19 protein-coding genes are annotated in these 18,507 nt (G+C 69.8%); 11 read left to right on the top strand and 8 right to left on the bottom strand.

Annotation, left to right across the window (positions count from 1 at the left end; genetic code table 11):
* Positions 1-7 precede the first annotated feature (7 nt).
* Positions 8-613, top strand: coding sequence for a DUF3558 family protein (locus tag ACWF7A_RS25640; protein ID WP_452253033.1), 606 nt, complete (start codon positions 8-10; stop codon positions 611-613).
* Here the strand turns inward: ACWF7A_RS25640 and ACWF7A_RS25635 are convergent.
* Positions 610-819, bottom strand: coding sequence for an FmdB family zinc ribbon protein (locus tag ACWF7A_RS25635; RefSeq protein WP_452253032.1), 210 nt, complete (start codon positions 817-819; stop codon positions 610-612). The two genes, ACWF7A_RS25640 and ACWF7A_RS25635, sit on opposite strands and share 4 nt — an antisense overlap.
* 32 nt (positions 820-851) lie before the next feature.
* Here ACWF7A_RS25635 and ACWF7A_RS25630 point away from each other — a divergent pair, with 32 nt between their 5' ends.
* Entirely contained in the window at positions 852-1,145 is a 294-nt protein-coding gene (locus ACWF7A_RS25630; RefSeq protein ID WP_452253031.1) for a hypothetical protein, read from the top strand.
* Positions 1,146-1,149: 4 nt separating this feature from the next.
* On the opposite strand, the gene ACWF7A_RS25625 is transcribed toward ACWF7A_RS25630, so the two are convergent.
* Together ACWF7A_RS25625 and ACWF7A_RS25620 are read right to left on the bottom strand one after the other, a co-directional pair.
* A complete protein-coding gene (locus ACWF7A_RS25625; protein ID WP_452253030.1) occupies positions 1,150-1,842 on the bottom strand; it encodes an alpha/beta fold hydrolase in 693 nt (230 codons plus the stop codon).
* Entirely contained in the window at positions 1,842-2,387 is a 546-nt protein-coding gene (locus ACWF7A_RS25620) for a GNAT family N-acetyltransferase (RefSeq protein ID WP_452253029.1), read from the bottom strand. The genes ACWF7A_RS25625 and ACWF7A_RS25620 overlap by 1 nt, the downstream gene beginning before the upstream one ends.
* Before the next feature lie 24 nt (positions 2,388-2,411).
* Here ACWF7A_RS25620 and ACWF7A_RS25615 point away from each other — a divergent pair, with 24 nt between their 5' ends.
* A complete protein-coding gene (locus ACWF7A_RS25615) occupies positions 2,412-2,939 on the top strand; it encodes a histidine phosphatase family protein (RefSeq protein WP_452253028.1) in 528 nt (175 codons plus the stop codon).
* Between the two features lie 90 nt (positions 2,940-3,029).
* Here the strand turns inward: ACWF7A_RS25615 and ACWF7A_RS25610 are convergent, their stop codons facing one another.
* The 3 genes from ACWF7A_RS25610 to mce all read right to left on the bottom strand — a co-directional run bounded on the left by ACWF7A_RS25610 (position 3,030) and on the right by mce (position 6,444).
* Positions 3,030-4,358 carry a chromosome segregation protein gene (locus ACWF7A_RS25610; protein ID WP_452253027.1) on the bottom strand — a complete coding sequence of 443 codons (1,329 nt, stop codon included), beginning with the start codon at positions 4,356-4,358 and terminating at the stop codon, positions 3,030-3,032.
* A gap of 36 nt (positions 4,359-4,394) precedes the next feature.
* Positions 4,395-5,708: a crotonyl-CoA carboxylase/reductase gene (ccrA, locus tag ACWF7A_RS25605; protein WP_452253026.1), complete on the bottom strand. Its 1,314-nt coding sequence runs from the start codon at positions 5,706-5,708 to the stop codon at positions 4,395-4,397.
* 286 nt (positions 5,709-5,994) lie between these two features.
* On the bottom strand, positions 5,995-6,444 hold the full coding sequence (gene mce / locus ACWF7A_RS25600) for a methylmalonyl-CoA epimerase (RefSeq protein ID WP_452253025.1): 450 nt from the start codon (positions 6,442-6,444) through the stop codon (positions 5,995-5,997).
* A gap of 125 nt (positions 6,445-6,569) precedes the next feature.
* On the opposite strand from mce, the gene ACWF7A_RS25595 reads away from it, so the two are divergent.
* The 5 genes from ACWF7A_RS25595 to ACWF7A_RS25575 all read left to right on the top strand — a co-directional run bounded on the left by ACWF7A_RS25595 (position 6,570) and on the right by ACWF7A_RS25575 (position 11,632).
* Positions 6,570-7,760: an acetyl-CoA C-acetyltransferase gene (locus tag ACWF7A_RS25595; RefSeq protein WP_452253024.1), complete on the top strand. Its 1,191-nt coding sequence runs from the start codon at positions 6,570-6,572 to the stop codon at positions 7,758-7,760.
* Between the two features lie 11 nt (positions 7,761-7,771).
* Positions 7,772-8,722, top strand: a complete 951-nt coding sequence (meaB, locus tag ACWF7A_RS25590) for a methylmalonyl Co-A mutase-associated GTPase MeaB (protein WP_452253023.1) — start codon at positions 7,772-7,774, stop codon at positions 8,720-8,722.
* Entirely contained in the window at positions 8,719-9,327 is a 609-nt protein-coding gene (locus ACWF7A_RS25585; protein WP_452253022.1) for a hypothetical protein, read from the top strand. Before meaB ends, ACWF7A_RS25585 begins: the two co-directional genes overlap by 4 nt.
* 149 nt (positions 9,328-9,476) lie before the next feature.
* Positions 9,477-10,988 (top strand): GAF domain-containing protein, encoded by a 1,512-nt coding sequence (locus ACWF7A_RS25580; protein WP_452253021.1) that lies wholly within the window; start codon positions 9,477-9,479, stop codon positions 10,986-10,988.
* Positions 10,979-11,632, top strand: a complete 654-nt coding sequence (locus ACWF7A_RS25575) for a response regulator (protein ID WP_452253020.1) — start codon at positions 10,979-10,981, stop codon at positions 11,630-11,632. The genes ACWF7A_RS25580 and ACWF7A_RS25575 overlap by 10 nt, the downstream gene beginning before the upstream one ends.
* Positions 11,633-11,638: 6 nt before the next feature.
* On the opposite strand, the gene ACWF7A_RS25570 is transcribed toward ACWF7A_RS25575, so the two are convergent.
* Positions 11,639-12,961: a glycosyltransferase family 2 protein gene (locus ACWF7A_RS25570; RefSeq protein ID WP_452253019.1), complete on the bottom strand. Its 1,323-nt coding sequence runs from the start codon at positions 12,959-12,961 to the stop codon at positions 11,639-11,641.
* A gap of 344 nt (positions 12,962-13,305) precedes the next feature.
* Between ACWF7A_RS25570 and wecB the strand changes: the two genes are divergently transcribed.
* The 3 genes from wecB to ACWF7A_RS25555 are packed head-to-tail and all read left to right on the top strand — an operon-like array spanning position 13,306 to position 17,002.
* Complete coding sequence (gene wecB, locus ACWF7A_RS25565) at positions 13,306-14,562, top strand: non-hydrolyzing UDP-N-acetylglucosamine 2-epimerase (RefSeq protein WP_452253018.1); 1,257 nt, start codon at positions 13,306-13,308, stop codon at positions 14,560-14,562.
* Complete coding sequence (locus ACWF7A_RS25560) at positions 14,559-16,331, top strand: DUF2334 domain-containing protein (RefSeq protein WP_452253017.1); 1,773 nt, start codon at positions 14,559-14,561, stop codon at positions 16,329-16,331. The genes wecB and ACWF7A_RS25560 overlap by 4 nt, the downstream gene beginning before the upstream one ends.
* Positions 16,332-16,387: 56 nt before the next feature.
* Complete coding sequence (locus ACWF7A_RS25555; protein ID WP_452253016.1) at positions 16,388-17,002, top strand: hypothetical protein; 615 nt, start codon at positions 16,388-16,390, stop codon at positions 17,000-17,002.
* Here ACWF7A_RS25555 and ACWF7A_RS25550 read toward each other — a convergent pair.
* The gene (locus ACWF7A_RS25550; protein ID WP_452253015.1) at positions 16,987-18,504 is read right to left on the bottom strand and encodes an alpha/beta hydrolase; all 1,518 of its coding nucleotides are present in this window, start codon (positions 18,502-18,504) and stop codon (positions 16,987-16,989) included. The two genes, ACWF7A_RS25555 and ACWF7A_RS25550, sit on opposite strands and share 16 nt — an antisense overlap.
* Positions 18,505-18,507 lie beyond the last annotated feature (3 nt).

Genomic DNA, 18,507 nt, shown 5'->3' with positions numbered 1-18,507 from the left:
TGGTGCCATGCGGCGACTGGTGCTCCTGTTGGCTGTCCTCGTGCTCGCGTCCGGTTGTGCGCGGGCGGTCGTCGAGGGCAGTCCGGTCGCGCAGGCTCCGCTCGACGTGTCCTCCCCGTTCGACCAGGAGGGGTCCACGGACCCGAGCACGGACCCGAGCACCGAGCCCAGCGAGTCCGAGGACCCGGAGACAGCGCCGGTCGACGGCGAGATCACGCCGAACTGCGCCAAGCTCAAGTGGACGGACCTGCCCTACCCCGGTGCCAAGGCCGAGACGCCGCCCACGCAGATCAACTACGACTCGACGTTCGAGGAGTCGTGCCGCTGGACGGCGAAGGTCGACGACGTCGAGGTCGGCGTCTCCCTGCGGTTCCGCGACAGCAAGCAGATCAAGATCGAGCGCACCACCGGCGAGTGGGACGTCAAGGGCCACAAGGTCTCTTACCTCGACCGCACCGACGAGCAGGACGTCGAACCGTCGTGCGTGCTGACCCTGCCCTACGACGGTGGCGGGCTCGGGATCATCATCATCGACTCGACCGGCAAGTTCGGCACGGTCTGCGACCAGGGCCGCAAGATCGCCGAGGTCATGATCGACCGCGAGACGTCCTAACCGCAGCAGCCTCCGCCGCAGCACCCACCGCCGCCTCCACCACCGGGCGCGGCCTGCTGCGTGCCGCCGATCCCGGCCATGGACAGCAGCTTCACCGTGTCGGGATGGCCCTCGGGGCAGCTCGCCGGCGAGGACGACTCGCTCATCGGTCGCTGCACGTCGAAGGTGTCGTCGCAGGTTCGGCAACGGAACTCGTAGGTCGGCACGCCCTGATTCTACGAGCGGTTACCGTGGTGCCGTGCCACGTCGTAACAGCCCCAAGCCCGAATCCCCCCGGCCCCTTGGTGGTGGTGTCGGCTGGGCGCGCGCCGAGTCGGGCCCGGACGGCGACTGGCTGGTCCGCGCGATCTCGGGCGCGCAGGCGCAGAAGACCTACCGCTGCCCCGGCTGCGACCACGAGATCCGGCCCGGCGTCGCGCACGTCGTGGCGTGGCCCGCGCAGGACACGGGTTCGGTGGAGGAACGCCGGCACTGGCACCAGGCGTGCTGGGACTCGCGCGGCCGACGTGGCCCGACCGCGCGCCGCTGGTAGTCCCTCAGATCCCGACCCGCTCGCGCCACCGCTCCAGCCGGCCGCGGAACTCGTCCGGCCGTTCGACGGGCGGCAGGTGGCCCGCGTCCTCGATGCGTTCGCTGGTGGAGTGCATCAACGTCACCGCGAGCTTCGCGGCCACGTCCGGTGGCGTGAGCTTGTCGTGCTCACCCACCAGCACCAGCGACGGGATGTTCAGCGACTCCAGCACGTCCGTCGAGTCCGGACGCTTCGCCATCGCGCGCTGCCACCACGCCACGTCCTCGGCCCGCTGTTCGAGGATCATGGTGCGCACGGACGCCCGCGCCGTGTCCGAGGCGTCCGGTCCGAGCAGGTTCGGCAGCATCGCGTCGACCAGCCACTCGCCGACGCCCTCGCGTTCGACGCGGTCGGCCATCGCGTGCCGGTTCGCGGCCGCTTCCGGTGCGTCCGCGGTGTGCTTGGTGTCGATGAAGACCAGGCCCTTCACCCGTTCCGGCGCACGCCTGAGCAACGCCATCGCCACGTAGCCGCCCATCGAGCAGCCGCCCAGCACGACGCTGTCGAGCTTCCGCTCGTCGAGCACACCGAGCACCGTGGCGGCGACGGTGTCGAGATCGGGCTCGCCGTGGCCGCGCAACGACGGCGTCAGCGCGCCCGGCACGTCCCACATCCGCGCGTCGAGCGGAAAGGCGTGCAGCAGCACCAGATCGTCCATCAGCTCTCCCACTCCGGCGCCAGCAACGACCAGACCTCGAGGTCCTGGCGAACCCCGCGGAACAGGAAGTACGAGCGCAGCACCCCGTCCTTGCTCATGCCGAGCCGCCGCGCGACCGCGATGCTGGGTGCGTTCGCCGACGACACCAGCCACTCAACCCGATGCACGCCGCGCTCGCGAATCAGCCAGTCGATCAGGATCCTCGACGCGCGCGTGATCAGCCCCTTGCCGGTCGCGGCCGGCTCCAGCCAGACGCCGATCTCGGCGCGGCCCTGCGGGATGTCCATCACCCGGATCAGCACGCCGCCGACCAGCTTGTCGCCGACCCAGATCCCGAAGATCCGCCCGACGTCGGCGGCCGCCTTGTCCGCGTAGTCCTGCAGCAGTTCCCGGGCGCTCTCCAGGTCCTTCGCCTTGTCGGCGAAGCCGATGTGCTGCCCGATGAACTCCCGGCCGCGCTCCACGTGAGCGAAGAACTCCTCGGCCTGCCACGGGTCCAGCGGCCTGAGCTCGGCACCGTCGGTGCCCAGCGATTTCACGAACATCCTGTTCCCCCAAGATGGTGTGTTGTGACCACACGAATCGTATTGGTGCGCCACGCGCAGTCCGTTCCGCCGCGTCGCGGTGTGCCCGACGACGACCGGCGCCCGCTGGCCCCGGCAGGGCTGGAAGCGGCGGAGGCGTTGGTGCCGATCCTGGTCGCCTACGCGCCGGAGGCGGTGCTGTCGAGCCCGCAGACGCGCGCGGTGCAGACCGTCACGCCCGCGGCTCGTGCGCTGGGCCTGGAGGTCACGACGTGGCCCGAGCTGCGGGAGTGGGAGTCGGGGTTGCTGCCGAGCGCGGACTGGGAGGAGCCGTACGCCCGCAGCTGGGCGCGTCCGGAGTCTGCGCACGGGGCGGGGGAGAGCCTGGACGCGCTGACCGTGCGGGCCGGGAAAGCGTTGGCGCGCATGGCTGTCGAGTACCCGGACGTGACCGTGCTCGTCGGGTCGCACGGGACGTTCCTGTCACGGGCGTTGATCGCGGCAGGGCATCACGCGGACTGGGAGTCCTGCCGCGCGATGCCGATGCCGGCGATCTACGAGGTCACGGCCTGACCTGCGCGGACCCGAAATTGTCGGTGCCGGCTGGGATAATTGAAATCAGGGGTCCCCCTGGGCGGGGGACCCCTGCGAGAGCGTGCGGCGTCAGGACTTCTTGGCGGTCTGCGGACGCGCGATCTGGGCCGTCGGGCCGTCGAGCTGAGGCGTCGGCGGGGCCTGGGCCGGCTTGTTCGGCGCGGCCTGCTGCGCCTGTGCGGGCGCGGCCTGCTTGGCCTGAGCCGGAGCGGCCTGAGCCGGAGCCTGCGGTGCCGCAGCGGGCTGGGCCGGAGCGGGCTGGGCCGGTGCTGGCTGGGCCGGAGCTGGCTGGGCCGGAGCGGGCTGGGCCGGTGCCGGAGCACCCGGTCCCTGCGCGGCGGGCGCGGGCGGCGGGGCCTGCGGTGCCGGAGCGGCGGGCTTGGCCTGAGCCGCCGGCTTCTCCTCCTCCACCGGGTCGAGCAGCGGCACGACCTCCTGCAGCGCCGTCCGCACGTTGTGCAGCTGGTGCGACAAGCGGTTGCGCAGGTTGCGGAGCTGCTCGACGCGCTGTGTGGCGGCGGTGGTGCGGCGGTTCGCTTCTTCGGTGGCCTCGCGCACGCGACGGTTCGACTCGTCGGTCGCTTCCTGGATGCGCGCGGTGGCCTCGGTGACCGAGTCGTGGCGGCGGCGGTTCGCCTCTTCGGTGGCCTCACGCACGCGGCGTTCGGCGTCGGCCTTCGAGGTGGCCTGTTCCTGGGCGATCGCGGCTCGGACGCGGGCGGCCTCCTCGGCGGCCTCGCGCATACGGCGGTCCGCCTCGCTCTTGGAGGTGGCCTCCTGCGTCGCCAACGTTGCCATCGCCTCGGACCGGCGGGCGGCCATCGCGATCTCGAAGTCCTCCTCGACGGTCACGCGGCGCTGCTCGGACTCGTCGGCGATCTTGCGGGCGGCGCTCTCGGCCTCGGAGACGATCTTCTCGGCCTCGGTGCGCGCGGTCTCCAGGACGCCCTTGTGCTCGGCCTCCATGGCGGCGCGGCGCTCGTCCAGCTCCGCGATCAGCGTCTCGTAGCGCTGGCGCAGCACACCCGCGTCGGCTTCCGCCTTGGCGCGGATGTGCCCGCCCTCCGCCTCGGCACGGGCCTTGATCTCGTTGGCCTCGTCCTGGGCCAGCCGCAGCATGCGCTGGAGGCGCTCGGAGAGCCCCTCCAGCGTCGTCGGCGGCAGCGACAGGCGCTCCACCTGGTTGCGCATCTCGGTGATCTCCGAGCGTGCGGCTTCCAGCTGGCGCGCCAGGTCGGACGTCTGGGAGACGGCGGCATCGCGGTCCGCGGCGAGCAGCCGCAGGTCCGAGTCGAGGCGTTCGAGATGATCCTCGACCTGAGCGCGGTCGTACCCGCGCTTGACGATGTCGAAGCCGGATCCCAGTGGGACGAGGTCACGGTCGTCGGCGAGGCCCATGCCCCTCACGCTACCCGTTCGAGTGGCCCCGGAAGGTCACACACCCCGGAATCGATTGATAGCTGTGAGGTGCTTCGCGCGCAGTTCGTGATCCAGCACACCAAGACCTTCTTCGGGTGCAAGGCAGAGCACGCCGACCTTGCCCTGGTGCGCGTTGCGGTGCACGTCGTGCGCGGCCTGGCCCGTTTCGTCCATTGAGTACACCTTGGACACCGTCGGGTGGATCTTTCCCTTGGCGATCAAGCGGTTCGCCTCCCACGCCTCGCGGTAGTTCGCGAAGTGGGACGACAGGATGTGCTTGAGGTTCATCCACAGGTAGCGGTTGTCGTACTGGTGCATGTACCCGGAGGTCGACGCGCACGTCACGATCTTGCCGCCCTTGCGCGCCACGAACACCGACGCGCCGAACGTCTCCCGGCCGGGGTGCTCGAACACGATGTCCGGGTCCTCGCCGCCGGTCAGCTCGCGGATCTTCGCGCCCAGCCGCTTCCACTCCCGCGGGTCCTGCTCGTGCTCGTTCTTCCAGAACTTGTAGCCCTCCGCCGAACGATCGATGATCAGTTCGGCACCCATGGAACGAACGATCTCCGCCTTCTCCGGCGAGGAGACGACGCAGATGGGCGTGGCGCCACCGTTCAGCGCGAACTGCGTGGCGTACGAACCGAGGCCGCCCGAGGCGCCCCAGATCAGCACGGTGTCGCCCTGCTTCATGTTCGCGCCGTTGGTCGAGACGAGCTGCCGGTACGCGGTGGAGTTCACCAGGCCCGGCGACGCCGCCTCCTCCCACGTGAGGTGCTTGGGCATCGGCATCAGCTGGTTCGACTTCACCAGCGCGAGGTCCGCGAGGCCACCGAAGTTCGTCTCGAAGCCCCAGATCCGCTGCTGGGGGTCGAGCATCGTGTCGTTGTGGCCGTCCGGCGCCTCCAGCGGCACGTCCAGGCAGTGCGCCACGACGCGGTCGCCCGGCTTCCAGGCGGTGACGCCGGGACCGGTGCGCACGACGACGCCGGCCAGGTCCGATCCCACGACGTGGTACGGCAGGTCGTGGCGGCCGCCCAGCTTCTTCAGGAATCCGAACGTGGACACCGGCTCGAAGATCGAGGTCCACACGGTGTTGTAGTTGATCGCGGACGCCATGACGGCGACCAGGGCCTCGCCCGGACCGAGCTCCGGCGTGGCGACCTCGTCGATGTGCAGCGACTTGCGCGGGTCTTTGTCCCGCGTCTCGAGGCCGGAGAACATGTCGGCCTCGTCCGCGTGCACGGTCACGCCCCGATAGCTCTCCGGAACGTCCAACGAACCGATGGCGTCCAGCTCGTCGGCCAGGATCGCGTCAAGGATCTTCTGCACGGCGGCATTCCTTCCCTAGTGAGGGATAGTCGCAGGTTGCCGGAGGTTACTCAGTAGTAACCGATTCAGAATCCCGCTTGTGAGGGATTCCACTCAGACGTGGTGACCGGGCTGGCGCTGCTGTATCCGCTCGTCGTGGACCCGGGAATGTCTTGGGCCCACACACTCGTGGGGGAAGGCGTGGAGGATTCGTCGGCTTCGCGGCCCTCCTCGCGCTGACCGTGACCCACCGGCACCCGGTGGCGCGGTCAGCGACGAGGAGGGGTCGATCGAAGGGAACTGTGCGCTAGTGCGCCGGCTGAGCGGCGGGCTCGACCAGCTCGATGAGCACGCCACCCGCGTCCTTGGGGTGCACGAAGTTGACCCTGCTGTTCGACGTACCGCGCTTGGCCGCGTCGTAGAGCAGACGCAGGCCCTTCCCCCGCAGCGCGTCCGCCGCGACGTCCACATCGGACACCCGGTAGGCGAGCTGCTGCAGGCCGGGGCCCGAGCGGCCGATGAACTTGGCGATCGTCGAGTCCTCGTTCAACGGGGCCAGCAGCTGGATCGCGGTGCCCCCCGAGTCGCCGGGCGCGTGCAGCATCGCCTCGCGCACGCCCTGCTCCTCGTTCACCTCTTCGTGCGCCACCTCGAGACCGAAGTTGTCCCGGTAGAACGCGATGGCCACGTCGAGGTCGGGCACCGCGATGCCCACGTGGTCGATCGCGGTCACGAATCGAGCGATGTCTGCGTTCATGGTGGCCAAGCGTATCCACGTGATCGGTGCAGGTGGCGTTGTGCGGGGTCTCACACGATTACCGCCCAGTAGCCCCAGGTATGGTGCCTAGTTAACGACCGTTCGCTCTTCCAATGGAGGCAGTTGTGTCCGGTTCCGTGATCGTCGCCGGGGCGCGTACCCCGATGGGCCGACTGCTGGGATCGCTCAAGGACTTCTCGGGCGCCCAGCTGGGTGGCGTCGCGATCAAGGCGGCACTGGAGCGCGCGGGCGTCGCCCCCGAGCAGGTGCAGTACGTGATCATGGGTCAGGTGCTCACCGCCGGCGCGGGCCAGATCCCCGCCCGCCAGGCCGCGGTGGCCGCGGGCATCCCGATGAGCGTGCCCGCACTGACCATCAACAAGGTGTGCCTGTCCGGCATCGACGCGATCGCGCTGGCGGACCAGCTGATCCGCGCCGGCGAGTTCGACGTCGTCGTGGCCGGTGGCCAGGAGTCGATGACGCAGGCGCCGCACCTGCTGCCGAAGTCGCGCGGCGGGTTCAAGTACGGCGACGTGACGATGCAGGACCACATGGCGCTCGACGGCCTGTTCTGCGCGTTCGACCAGGTCGCGATGGGCGTCTCGACCGAGAAGTACAACGGCCGCTACGGCGTCACGCGCGAGGAGCAGGACGCGTTCTCCGCGCGGTCGCACCAGCTCGCCGCCAAGGCCGCCGAGAACGGTGTCTTCGAGGCCGAGATCGCACCGGTCTCCATCCCGCAGCGCAAGGGCGACCCGGTCCTGTTCAGCACGGACGAGGGCGTGCGCGCCGACACCACCGCCGACTCGCTCGGCAAGCTGCGGCCGGCGTTCGCCGCGGACGGCACCATCACCGCCGGCTCCGCGTCGCAGATCTCCGACGGCGCGGCCGCCGTGGTCGTGATGAGCAAGGCGAAGGCCGAGGAGCTGGGCCTCGAGTGGATCGCGGAGATCGGCGCCCACGGCGTCGTCGCGGGCCCGGACGCCTCGCTGCACGAGCAGCCGTCCAACGCCATCAAGGCCGCCTGCGCCAAGGAGGGCATCGACCCCGCCTCCCTCGACCTCATCGAGATCAACGAGGCGTTCGCGGCGGTCGGCATCGTCTCCTCCCGTCAGCTCGGGATCTCCGAGGACAAGGTCAACGTCAACGGCGGCGCCATCGCGCTCGGCCACCCGATCGGCATGTCCGGCGCCCGCATCGCCCTGCACCTCGCTCTCGAGCTGCAGCGGCGCGGCGGCGGCGTGGGTGCCGCGGCGCTGTGCGGTGGTGGTGGTCAGGGCGACGCTCTGATCATCCGAGTGCCCGCCAAGGCCTAGTGTCCGCGCCTGTGGGCACAGCTGTTGACGTAGCAGGACTGGTCGACCGCGCGCGTGACGGCGAGCCGCGCGCGGTCGCCAGGCTGATCTCGCTGGTGGAACAGGCGAGCTCGGCCCTCCCGGAGGTCGCCGCGGCGCTCGCCCCGCACACCGGCAACGCCCAGGTCATCGGCCTGACCGGTGCTCCCGGCGTGGGGAAGTCGACCTCCACGAACGCCCTCGTGCGCGCTTATCGCGCCGAGGGCAAGCGCGTCGCGGTGATCGCCGTCGACCCGTCCAGCCCGTTCTCCGGCGGTGCGCTGCTGGGGGACCGGGTGCGCATGGGCGACCACGCCACCGACCCCGGCGTCTTCATCCGCTCGATGGCCACCCGCGGTCACCTCGGCGGCCTGTCCTGGGCCACCCCGCAGGCGTTGCGCGTGCTCGACGCCGCCGGGTTCGACGTGATCCTGGTGGAGACCGTCGGCGTGGGTCAGTCCGAGGTCGAGATCGTCGCGCTGGCCGACACCACGGTCGTGCTGCTCGCGCCGGGCATGGGCGACGGCATCCAGGCCGCGAAGGCGGGCATCCTGGAGATCGCGGACGTCTTCGTGGTCAACAAGGCCGACCGCGACGGCGCCGACCAGACCGCGCGCGACCTCAAGTACATGATCTCCCTGGGCCGGCGCGACCGCGAAGGCCCGCTGTGGCGCCCGCCCGTCGTGAAGACGGTGGCCGCGCGCATGGAGGGCCTCGACCGCGTCGTCGAGGCACTCGCCGAGCACCGCTCGTGGATGGCCGAGCACGGTGAACTCCGGGAACGCCGCCTGCGCCGCGCGGGTGCCGAGATCGAGGCGATCGCCGTCGAACGGGTCCGCACCCGGTTCGGTCCGGTCGACCGGCTGGCCGAGCGCGTCGTCGGGGGTGAGCTCGACCCGTTCGCCGCCGCAGAGGTGTTGATCAGCGGTAACCTGCGGCCATGACCGCTTGGGGAGCGCCTCCGCCCGTCGTCGTCGACCTGGGCAAGAGCGATACCCGCAAAGTCCTGGTCGGCGGCTCGGTCGCCGGCGTCCTGGGCATCCTCGCCCTGGTCGGCGCCGTCACCGCGTTCGTGGACGGCGAACCGGTGGGCGGCAGCATCGCGGCGGTCATCGGCTTCGCCTTCACCGGCATCGGCGTGATGGCCGTGGTCAAGTGGAAGACGATCTCCCGCCCCCGCAAGCTGGTCATCGAGCAGCAGGGCATCCGCCTGGACGACCCGCAGGGCATGCCGTGGGCCGTGGCCTGGCAGGAGCTGGGGGCGATCTCGATCTCCCGGACCCGGGAACGCGCCGTCCAGCTCGCGGACGCGTTGGTGCGCCGCACGCTGGTGCGCGTGGACCTGCACCCGCGCGACCCGCAGCGGTTCCGGCCCGCGCACCCGACGATGGAACCCCTGTGGGAGTTCCACCGGGTGCAGAACGGGTACCGGCTGCCGCTCGGTGACTCGGCCGGGTTCATCGCGCCGCTCGACCACGGGCTGCGCACGTTCGCGCCGCAGATCTACCGCGGTGTCGTCGACGAGGGCTTCACGGTCGGCCTGCACTGAGCGTGAGCGTCTGCCAAACAAGACGTACCTCTACTCTCAGTAGTCCCAAAGTTCACTGTTTGCAGTGATGGTCTCCCCCTTGACTACTCAGGGGAGTTACCCTCAGTCGTTCGTACGGTGTCACTTCTATCCCCCCAAGGGGTGAAGCCGTGGGCGGCAACGTGAGCACAGAGCAGCGCGTGCTGGACGTTGTGCTGTCCTTCGCCGAGGACGACACCCTCCCCGATCTCCTGCGCCACGTCGTCGAGTCGGCGTGCGACCTGATCGAGGCCCCCTACGGCGCGTTGGCCGTGGTCGAGGGCCACAAGGAGCTCACCGAGTTCACCGCCACCCACGGCGGCCAGGTCCAGATCACGTCCGGCGACCCGCGCTCGATCGGCGTGGCCGACTTCCTGGGTGCTCCGATCAAGGTCCACGACGAGACGTTCGGCAACCTCTTCCTGAGCGGGAAACCGCAGTTCACCGCCCAGGACCGCGACATCCTCACCGCGCTGGCGACGGCTGCGGGCAGTGCGGTCGGCCACCTCGACCGCTACGAGCAGACCCGCAAGCGCGAGGACTGGCTCAGGGCCGCCGCCGAGGTGACGACCAGGCTCCTGCTCGGCACGACCGGCAGGGACGCGCTGTACCTCGTGGCGAGGACCGCGCGCCGGACGGCGAACGCCGAGTTCGCGGCCGTGGTCCTGCCCGACCACAACGGTGACCTCGTCATCGAGGTGACCGACGGCGGCCGGTACGACGCCGAGGGCCTGCGGGTGCCGAAGGAGGGCGCCGTCAGCTACCGGGTCTACGAGTCGGGGCAGGGCGAGTGCCACGACGAGGGCAGGCTGGAGGCGGTGCCCGGGCCGTGCGCGGTCGTGCCTCTCACGGTGGGGGAACGGACGATCGGCGTGCTGATCGTGGCGAGGGCGGAGACCGAGCCCAGCTTCGACGACCCCGACCTCATCGAGGCCTTCGCCGCGCAGGCCGCGCTGGTGCTGGAGTTCACGCGGGCGCGCGGGGACACGGAGCGGCTCGCCGTGCTGGAGGACCGTGACCGCATTGCACGGGACCTGCACGACCTGGTCATCCAGCGGCTGTTCGGCCTCGGCCTCGGCCTGCAGGGCCTCACGGGGATGAGCGACAGGCCCCAGGTCACCGAGCGGATCAGCGGGTTCGTGGAAGAGGTCGACCACACCATCCGCGAGATCCGCCGCACCATCTTCTCCCTGCAGGAACCGCCTTCCGGAGGCGCGAGCCTGCGCGGCCAGCTGCTCAACGCGGTGCACGAGTCCGCACGGCTGCTGGGGTTCGAGCCGGACGTGTCGCTCGAAGGGCCGTTGGACACCGTGGTGCCGGACCAGGTCCGGCCCGACCTCCTCGCGACGCTGAGGGAGGCGCTCACGAACGTCGTGCGCCACGCGAGGGCCAAGCACGTCGCTGTCACCGTGATCGTCGATCGCACCGTGACGAGTCTCGAGCTCATGGTCAAGGACGACGGCAGGGGCTTGCCGTTGGCTGACGATTCCCCCGGCGTGCCCCATCACGCCGGAGGACTCGCGAACATGGCGGCTCGGGCGCGGCGCCACCACGGCGACTGCGCGGTCGACTCGATCCCCGGCGCGGGGGTGAGCATCACCTGGTTCGTTCCGCTGGTCCTGCAGGAGGCGAGATGGCGATAGCGGTGCTGTTGGTGGACGACCACGAGATAGTGCGGCGTGGGCTCGTCCAGTTGCTGGCGCAGGCGGAGGACATCGAGGTCGTCGGCCAGGCGGACAGCGCGACGGCCGCGGTCGCGCAGGCGCCGCGGCTGAGGCCCGACGTGGCGATCATCGACGTGCGGTTGCCCGACGGCGACGGCGTCACGGTGTGCCGGGAGATCAGGAGCCTCGTGCAGCCGCCGCCCGCGTGCCTGATGCTCACGTCCTATTCGGACGATGAGGCGCTGTTCGGCGCGATCATGGCCGGGGCGTCCGGGTACATGCTGAAGGAGGTGTCCGGCAACGATCTCGTGGCCGCCGTCCGCACGCTCGCCTCGGGCGGGTCGCTGCTGCACGCCGGCGTCACGGCCACCGTCCTGCAACGGCTTCGCGGCGGCCCGGAGGAAGATCCGCGCTACGCCGCGCTGAGCCCGCAGGAACGCCGCATCCTCGACCTGATCGCGGAGGGCATGACGAACAGGCAGATCGCGAACCGCCTGTTCCTCGCGGAGAAGACCGTGAAGAACTACGTCTCGTCGCTGTTGCACAAGCTGGGCTTCGACCGCCGCACCGAGGCGGGTGTCTACGCGGCCCGGCGCAGACGCACCCACCCCGGCACGTTCTAGGAACTCCTAAGCGATCTTCGGCATCGGCTGCACCGCCACCACCGGAACTTCCTTCTCCGCGAGGCGTTCCGTCTTCGCCCACGTGTTGCGCCCGGCGAAGTGCCGGTACAGCGCGCGCAACGTGGAGACCGAGCCCAGGATCAGGAACAGCGGATAGGCCAGCCCGACCAGCAGGCATCTCCACAGCGGTTCGTCACCGTGCTTGAGCCGGTGCACGACACCCCAGATCAGGCCGGGCAGCACCAGCGCCACCAGCCAGATCCCGAACGCCAGCGCCACGTTCGCGCCGTCCGTGGTGAAGCCGGCGATCTCGTGCCCGGCGAACTGGGCGTAGAAGCCGAAGCCCACCAACGCGGTGATGAGCAACGTCATCGGCGCGACCAGCCACGGCGTCAGCAGGTACTGCAGGAACTCCATCAGCGCGAAGGACCCCACGTGCCTGGCCCGCACGAGCTTCGGCACGTAGCTGAGGCACTGCAGGTTGCCCTGGCCCCAGCGGGTGCGCTGGCGCAGCAGCCGTTGCACGTCGACGAGGCCCTGCTGGGTGATCGTCGCGTGTGTGGCGTACCGGATCCTCTGGCCGGTCAGGTGGACGCGCAGGCCCAGTTCCAGGTCCTCGACCAGGCACGCCGACCACGGCGCGTCGCCGAGGCCCATCAACGTCTTGAGACGCACGAACTGGCCGTTGCCGCCGAGCCCGACCGTGCCCAGGACGTCCCGCAGCGACTGCGATGCGTCCACCACGCAGCTGAACTCCAGGTCCTGCAGGAACGCCAGCAGGTTGGTGCGGTTGTGAATCCGGACACGGCACTGCACGGCGCCCACTCCGCGGTGCGCGAAGTACGCGGAGATCTCGGACAGCATGCCGGGCTCACCGCGGCCGTCGCCGTCGATCACGCCGACGATCGTGCGGTGGACCGTGCCGGCCTCCTCCGCGATGCCGCGGATGTAGGCGAATGCGTGGTTCAGCGCCTCGCCCTTGCCCTTGCGGGCTTCCGGCGGGACGCGTCGGAGCACGTGCAGCCGGTGGTCGTCGATCTCGGCCAGCACGTGCGGGGTGCGGTCGTCGGAGCCGTCGTCGACGACGACCACTTGAACGGGTGTGCGCGCACCGTCCAATGCGAGTGCGGAGCGCACCGTGTTGGCTACGACACGTTCCTCGTTCAATGCCGGAATGATGATCCAGTACTGCAGCGGATGCCGTGACGGAACCTCCGGTCCGCCCGGTTTCGGGCGCCACCAGACGAACAGTGCGAGCACCAGGTTGTAACTGGGCCAAAACACCAGCAGAACGAGCATGAACGTCGCGAATTGTGTCGTGTCCGTCATGACACAAACCTGTCTACAAAAGCGGTTGCGTTGGCAACAACAGGGATTCTCGTGTGAAGTCGGGTCATTGCTGCTCCCGGTAACGAAGCGCTGGGCCGGTACGAAATACCAGACAGCAGGGCCAGGAGCTGGTGTTCGAGGCGAGACTAGGGGCTGACGCGGGAGAGCGTCAACCGGCCATATCGGGGACGAATGGACCTTTGTTACACGAGGTTCGCAAAGTCGATCACCGATATGGCGGTACCTTCGCGAGGCGGGGTGCCAATTGATTGTCAGCGGTGCTCATCCACCGCGCTGAAGGCGCACGTTCGCCGCGCGTGCCTAGACGTCCAAAGAGGTAGAAGATGGGACTAAGTGCCCTGGTGCCCGGCCCTCGTCAGTTCTCTCGGGGTGAGGTTCCCGAGGTTTTCCTGGTCGCGGGAACGCGCCCGGAAGCCGTGAAGATGGCACCCGTTGCCGCCGCCATGTTCGCCTGCGGTCGTATCCGGCCCGTGCTCGTGAACTCCGGTCAGCACCCGGAGATGGTCGACCAGGCGCTGGAGTCGTTCGGCTTCGCGGCCGACGTCAGACTCAAGCTGAACCGCGTCACGGGTGGCCAGGCCGAGCTGACCAGCCAGCTGATCGAGGAGCTCGACCGGCTCTTCACCGAACGCGCGCCGGGCGCGGTGCTCGTGCAAGGCGACACGACGACGACGCTCGCGGGCGCGCTCGCCGCGTTCTGGCGGCAGATCCCCGTCGTGCACCTCGAGGCCGGCCTGCGCTCGCACGACCTCACCTCGCCGTTCCCCGAGGAGGGGAACCGCAAGATGGTCGGCCAGCTCGCGTCGCTGCACCTCGCCCCGACCGCCGACTCGGCCGCGCACCTCGCCGCGGAGTCGTTGCAGGGCAACAACGTCCTGACGATCGGCAACACCGTCGTGGACGCCGTGCTCGACGTCGCCGCCCGCCGCGCGCCCTACGGCGACGGCAGGCTGCAGGAGATCGAGAACCGGGTCCACAGCGGACAGTCGCGGCTCGTGCTCGTCACCGCGCACCGCCGCGAGTCGTGGGGCGAGCCCCTCGACCACGTGCTGCACGCCGTCGCGGACATCGTGACGTCCCGGCCCGACGTCGAGGTCGTGCTCCCCGCCCACCCGAACCCCGCCGTGCGCCGGCAGGTGCTGGACGTGCTCGGCGGCGTCCCCCGTGTCACGATCACCGACCCGCTGCCGTACGCGCAGATGGCCAGGCTGCTCGCCCAGTGCACGCTGGTGCTGTCCGACTCGGGCGGCATCCAGGAGGAGGCGCCGTCGTTCGGCGTCCCGGCGCTGGTGCTGCGCGACGTGACCGAGCGCATGGAGGCCGTCAACTCCGGCTGTGCCGTCCTCGTCGGCACCGACCGCGAGCGCATCACGGCGCTGACGCTCCAGCTGCTCGACAACCCCTCCGCGCGGGAGGCCATGACCGCCGACGGCAACCCGTTCGGCGACGGGCTCGCCTCCGTGCGCACCGAACAGGCACTGGCCTGGCTGCTGGGCCTGCAGCAGCAGCGACCCGCTGAGTTCGCCCCGTACGCGGGCAGCGCCACCGTGCGCCTGTCCGGAGAGGTTGATGTGGCATGAGAAGCCGACTTTTCAAGGCCGCGGCAGGAGTGGCGCTCGCGGTCGCGATGATCCCGGCGCCCGCTCAGGCGGCGCCCGTCCCGCTCGACCTGGACCCGGTCGGCGAGCTCGTCGAGAACGCGCTGCCGGCGCCGCCCAAGCCGCAGACCAAGCCCGCGGCGACGAGCACGCGCATCGCGAAGCGCACGACGCAGCCCACCGCGGTGTCGTCCGCCGTGGGCACGCAGGCGCTGGCCGCGGCGGCGACCGGTACGAACGGCGGGGGAGCGCCCGGCGCGAAGTCGACGCAGAAGACGTTGGTGCTCTACGACAGCACCGGAGCGTGGAGCTGGCTCGGCGAGGCGTACGCGGTGCAGACGGGCAACCTCGTCTCGCACGGCAGCCCGTACGTCATGCACCCGGTCGGGTCCTACCTGGCCGGTGAGATGTCCGGCTACACCGGCGTGATCTACATCGGCTCGACCTACGACGAGCCGATCCCGGTCGCGTTCCTCGACGACGTGCTGGCGGGCAGCAAGCCGGTCCTGTGGATGGCGAGCAACATCTGGCAGCTCACCGCCCGCGCGCCCAGCTTCGCCACGACCTACGGCTGGAACTGGGTCCAGTACGACTTCGGCGCCGCGAACACGGTCCGGTACGAGAACACAGACCTCGGCCGCAACCCGCTCGCCGCCCCGTCCGGCCTGATGATCACCTCGATCACCGACCCGGCGATCGCGTCGGCACCGGCGATCGCGACCGGGTCGGCCGCCGGCCCGATCAACTGGGCCACCAAGGCCAGGAACCTGACCTACATCGGCGAGATCCCGTTCAGCTACGTCGACCACGGCGACCGCTACCTGGCCGCGGCGGACCTGATCAGCAAGGTCTCGAACCCGGCGATGGCCGACCGCAAGCGGGCACTGGTGCGCATCGAGGACGTCGGCCCCGACGCCGACCCGAACGAGCTGCGCGCGATCGCCGACTACCTCAAGTCGCAGAACGTGCCGTTCACCATCGCGGTCTACCCGCGCTACGAGAACCCGCTGGGCGCCGACAACAACGGTGTGCCGGAGGCAGCGAACCTGGTGCAGAAGCCACAGGTCATGAGTGCGTTGCGGTACATGGTCCAGCGCGGCGGCACGATCCTGATGCACGGCTACACGCACCAGTTCGGGAAGACCGTCAACCCGTACGACGGCCGCAGCGGCAACGACTTCGAGTTCTACATGGCCCACGTCAACGAGAACGACAGCGTGATCTACGACGGACCGGTCCCCGGTGACTCGGCGGCGTGGATGCAGGGCCGGATCAACTCGGCGACGACGGCGTTCGCGCTGGCCGGGTTCGCGAAGCCCGCCATCTTCGAGCCGCCGCACTACGCCGCGTCCGCGGTGGACTACCAGGTCATCCAGCAGAACTTCGGCAAACGCTACGACCGCGGCCTGTACTTCGGCGGGTACTGCCCCGGTGGCGCGTGCGGCACCGGCACGCCGCAGTACGACAAGATCTACGGCCAGTACTTCCCGTACCTGGTCCGCGACGTCTACGGCTCCGTGGTGGCGCCGGAGGCGGTGGGCAACGTCGAGCCCGAGCCGTTCAACAACCACCCCGCCCGCCTGCCGGCCGACCTGGTCAAGACGGCGAACCAGCTCAAGGTGGTCGATGATGGTGTCGCGAGCTTCTTCTACCACCCGTACCTCGGTACCGGGTACCTGCAGCAGACCGTCTCGGGGCTGAAGGGCGCGGGCTACCAGTTCGTGTCCGTCGGCACCGTGATGGCCGGCTGATCCCGAACGAGGCCGGGAGATCTCTGCGGGATCTCCCGGCCGACCAGGAGGTCGTTGTGCGCTGGGCGTGGGCGCTGGTGGTGGCGCTGGCCGGATGTTCGGCTCCCGGTGCGCCCCAGCCCGAGCCGTCCACGGACGAGGGCTGGGAGGTCACCGTCTACTACACGGCCGTCGAGTCGTTCCACAGTGGACTGGCCGCACCCGTGCGGGGGTGCCCGGTCATCGACTGCGAGAACGGGAACGACGTGCTCGGCACGTTCCCGCAGTCGTTCGCGAAGGCGGTGAAGGACGAGGGTACCGGCCGCACGGCGGACGGCCGGTACCTCAACTGGTCCTACGACAAGGGCTACTGGCTCGACACCGAGCCGCGTGACTCGTTCGGCAAGCCGTTGAGGCCCTTCGTCTCCGCTGCCGCCGACGGGGTGAGGACGGGCTCACGGATCAAGCTCGTCTCGTGTGGACAGACCCCCGAGGGCGGCAACGTCGACGCCGCCGTGTGCCAGAAGCTCGCGTCCTCGTCGTGGGAGATCACCGACGAGTTCACGCCGGGCCTCGGCGGGGAGAGGCACATCGACCTCTACCTCGGCGAGGAGACCGGTCCGGCGTTCACCGAAAGCTCCTGGTACACGACGTTCTCCCAGGCGGTGCTGGAGGTTCACCAGCCGAGCTGAGCCGCCAGCTCCGCCGCCTCGACGAGCGGGTTGGCCGTGCTCTCGCCGGGTGCCGGCAGCGGCACGCCGGGACAGCTCAGGTCCTTCGCCGGCACCACGCCGTCGACGAGGTAGCTCTCCACCACGTCGCCGACGCACTCGTTGCCGAACCCGTAGAGGCCGTGGTCACCCTCGTCCTCGACGGTCAGCATGCGCGAGTTGGCGAACTTGGCGTGCGCCCGTTGCGCGCCTGCGAGAGGCGTCGCGGGGTCGCGCACCGACTGCACCATCAGCGCGGAGTCCATGCCCTTGCCGTTGGGGCGCTTGAGGTTCACGTCCGGCCGGTCCCACCAGGCGCACGGCCCGGTGATCTGGTAGCCGCCGACGAGCGAGTACTTCTTCACGCTCGCGTTCCCCTCGCGTTCCAGCGACTTCCGGTCCCCGCGGAACGGGGTGTCGTTGCACAGGATCGACATCTGCGTGCCCATCAACGAGTCCGGGTAGTGCTTCGGGGCCGCCGTGGTCAGCGCGCCGGGCTGAGCGAGGTACGCGAACAGCTGCGCCGTGCCCTCGAACGAGCCCTTGCTGTACAGCCCGGTGAAGATCAGGGCGTCCAGCAGCACCGGCGTGACGACGGTGCCGTCCGGGAGCGTGACGGGCTGTTCGGCCAGCCGTGCCCGCGTGGACTCGTACTTCTGCCGCACCTCCTCCGCGGTCCTGCCGAGCCCGAACACGGAGTCGTACTTCGCGACCCACGGCAGGAAGTCGGTGCGGAACCGGAGCTCGGCTCCGGGCGGCAGGTTGTCGAAGACCTTCTGCCACGACTCCGTGAACTCGGTGTTCGAGTCGAGGACGACCTTGTCGAGCGTCTTCGGGAAGTAGGTGGCGTAGTAGGCGCCCATCCAGCTGCCGCCGGAGTAGCCGATCCAGCTGACCTTCTTCTTGCCGAGCACCTGGCGCAGCAGGTCGAGGTCGCGGACTGTCTGTTCGGTGGTGATGTACCGGCCGAGCTCACCGGACTTGGTCTGGCAGAACTTGGCCTGCAGCTCCATGCCGCCGTAGATCAGGTCGAGGTTCGCCTTGCTGCGGTCACGCCAGTCGGTGGCGAGCCGGTGCTGGTAGTTGCCGCAGGTGACGTTGTCGCTGCCACCGGTGCCGCGCACGTCGATGCCGTAGATCTCGGCGTTGTCGCTGAGCTTGGGCCGGTTCAGGTAGATCATCGGCAACGTGCGGCCGGCGCCGCCCGGTCCGCCGGGGTTGGTGAAGACGGTGGTCTTCGCCTTGCCGTCCACCGGCACCGTGCGGCTGATCGCGATGGTGATGGTCTTGCCGTTGCGCGGGTTGTCCCAGTCCATCGGCGCGGTGAACCAGCCGCACTGGAGCCGTTCGAAGCCCGGTTCGCTGGAGCACGGCTCCCACGCGATCCGCTGGTCCACGAACGACGCGCTCGCTGAAGCCTGCGGTGCCACGAGCAGGGTGGTGACCACGGTTGCGGCGGCCACTGCCGCGAGGTGCTTCCTCATCAC

It is taken from the genome of Lentzea sp. NPDC055074 (assembly GCF_053608005.1).
This window is presented reverse-complemented; position numbering and strand designations above follow the sequence as displayed.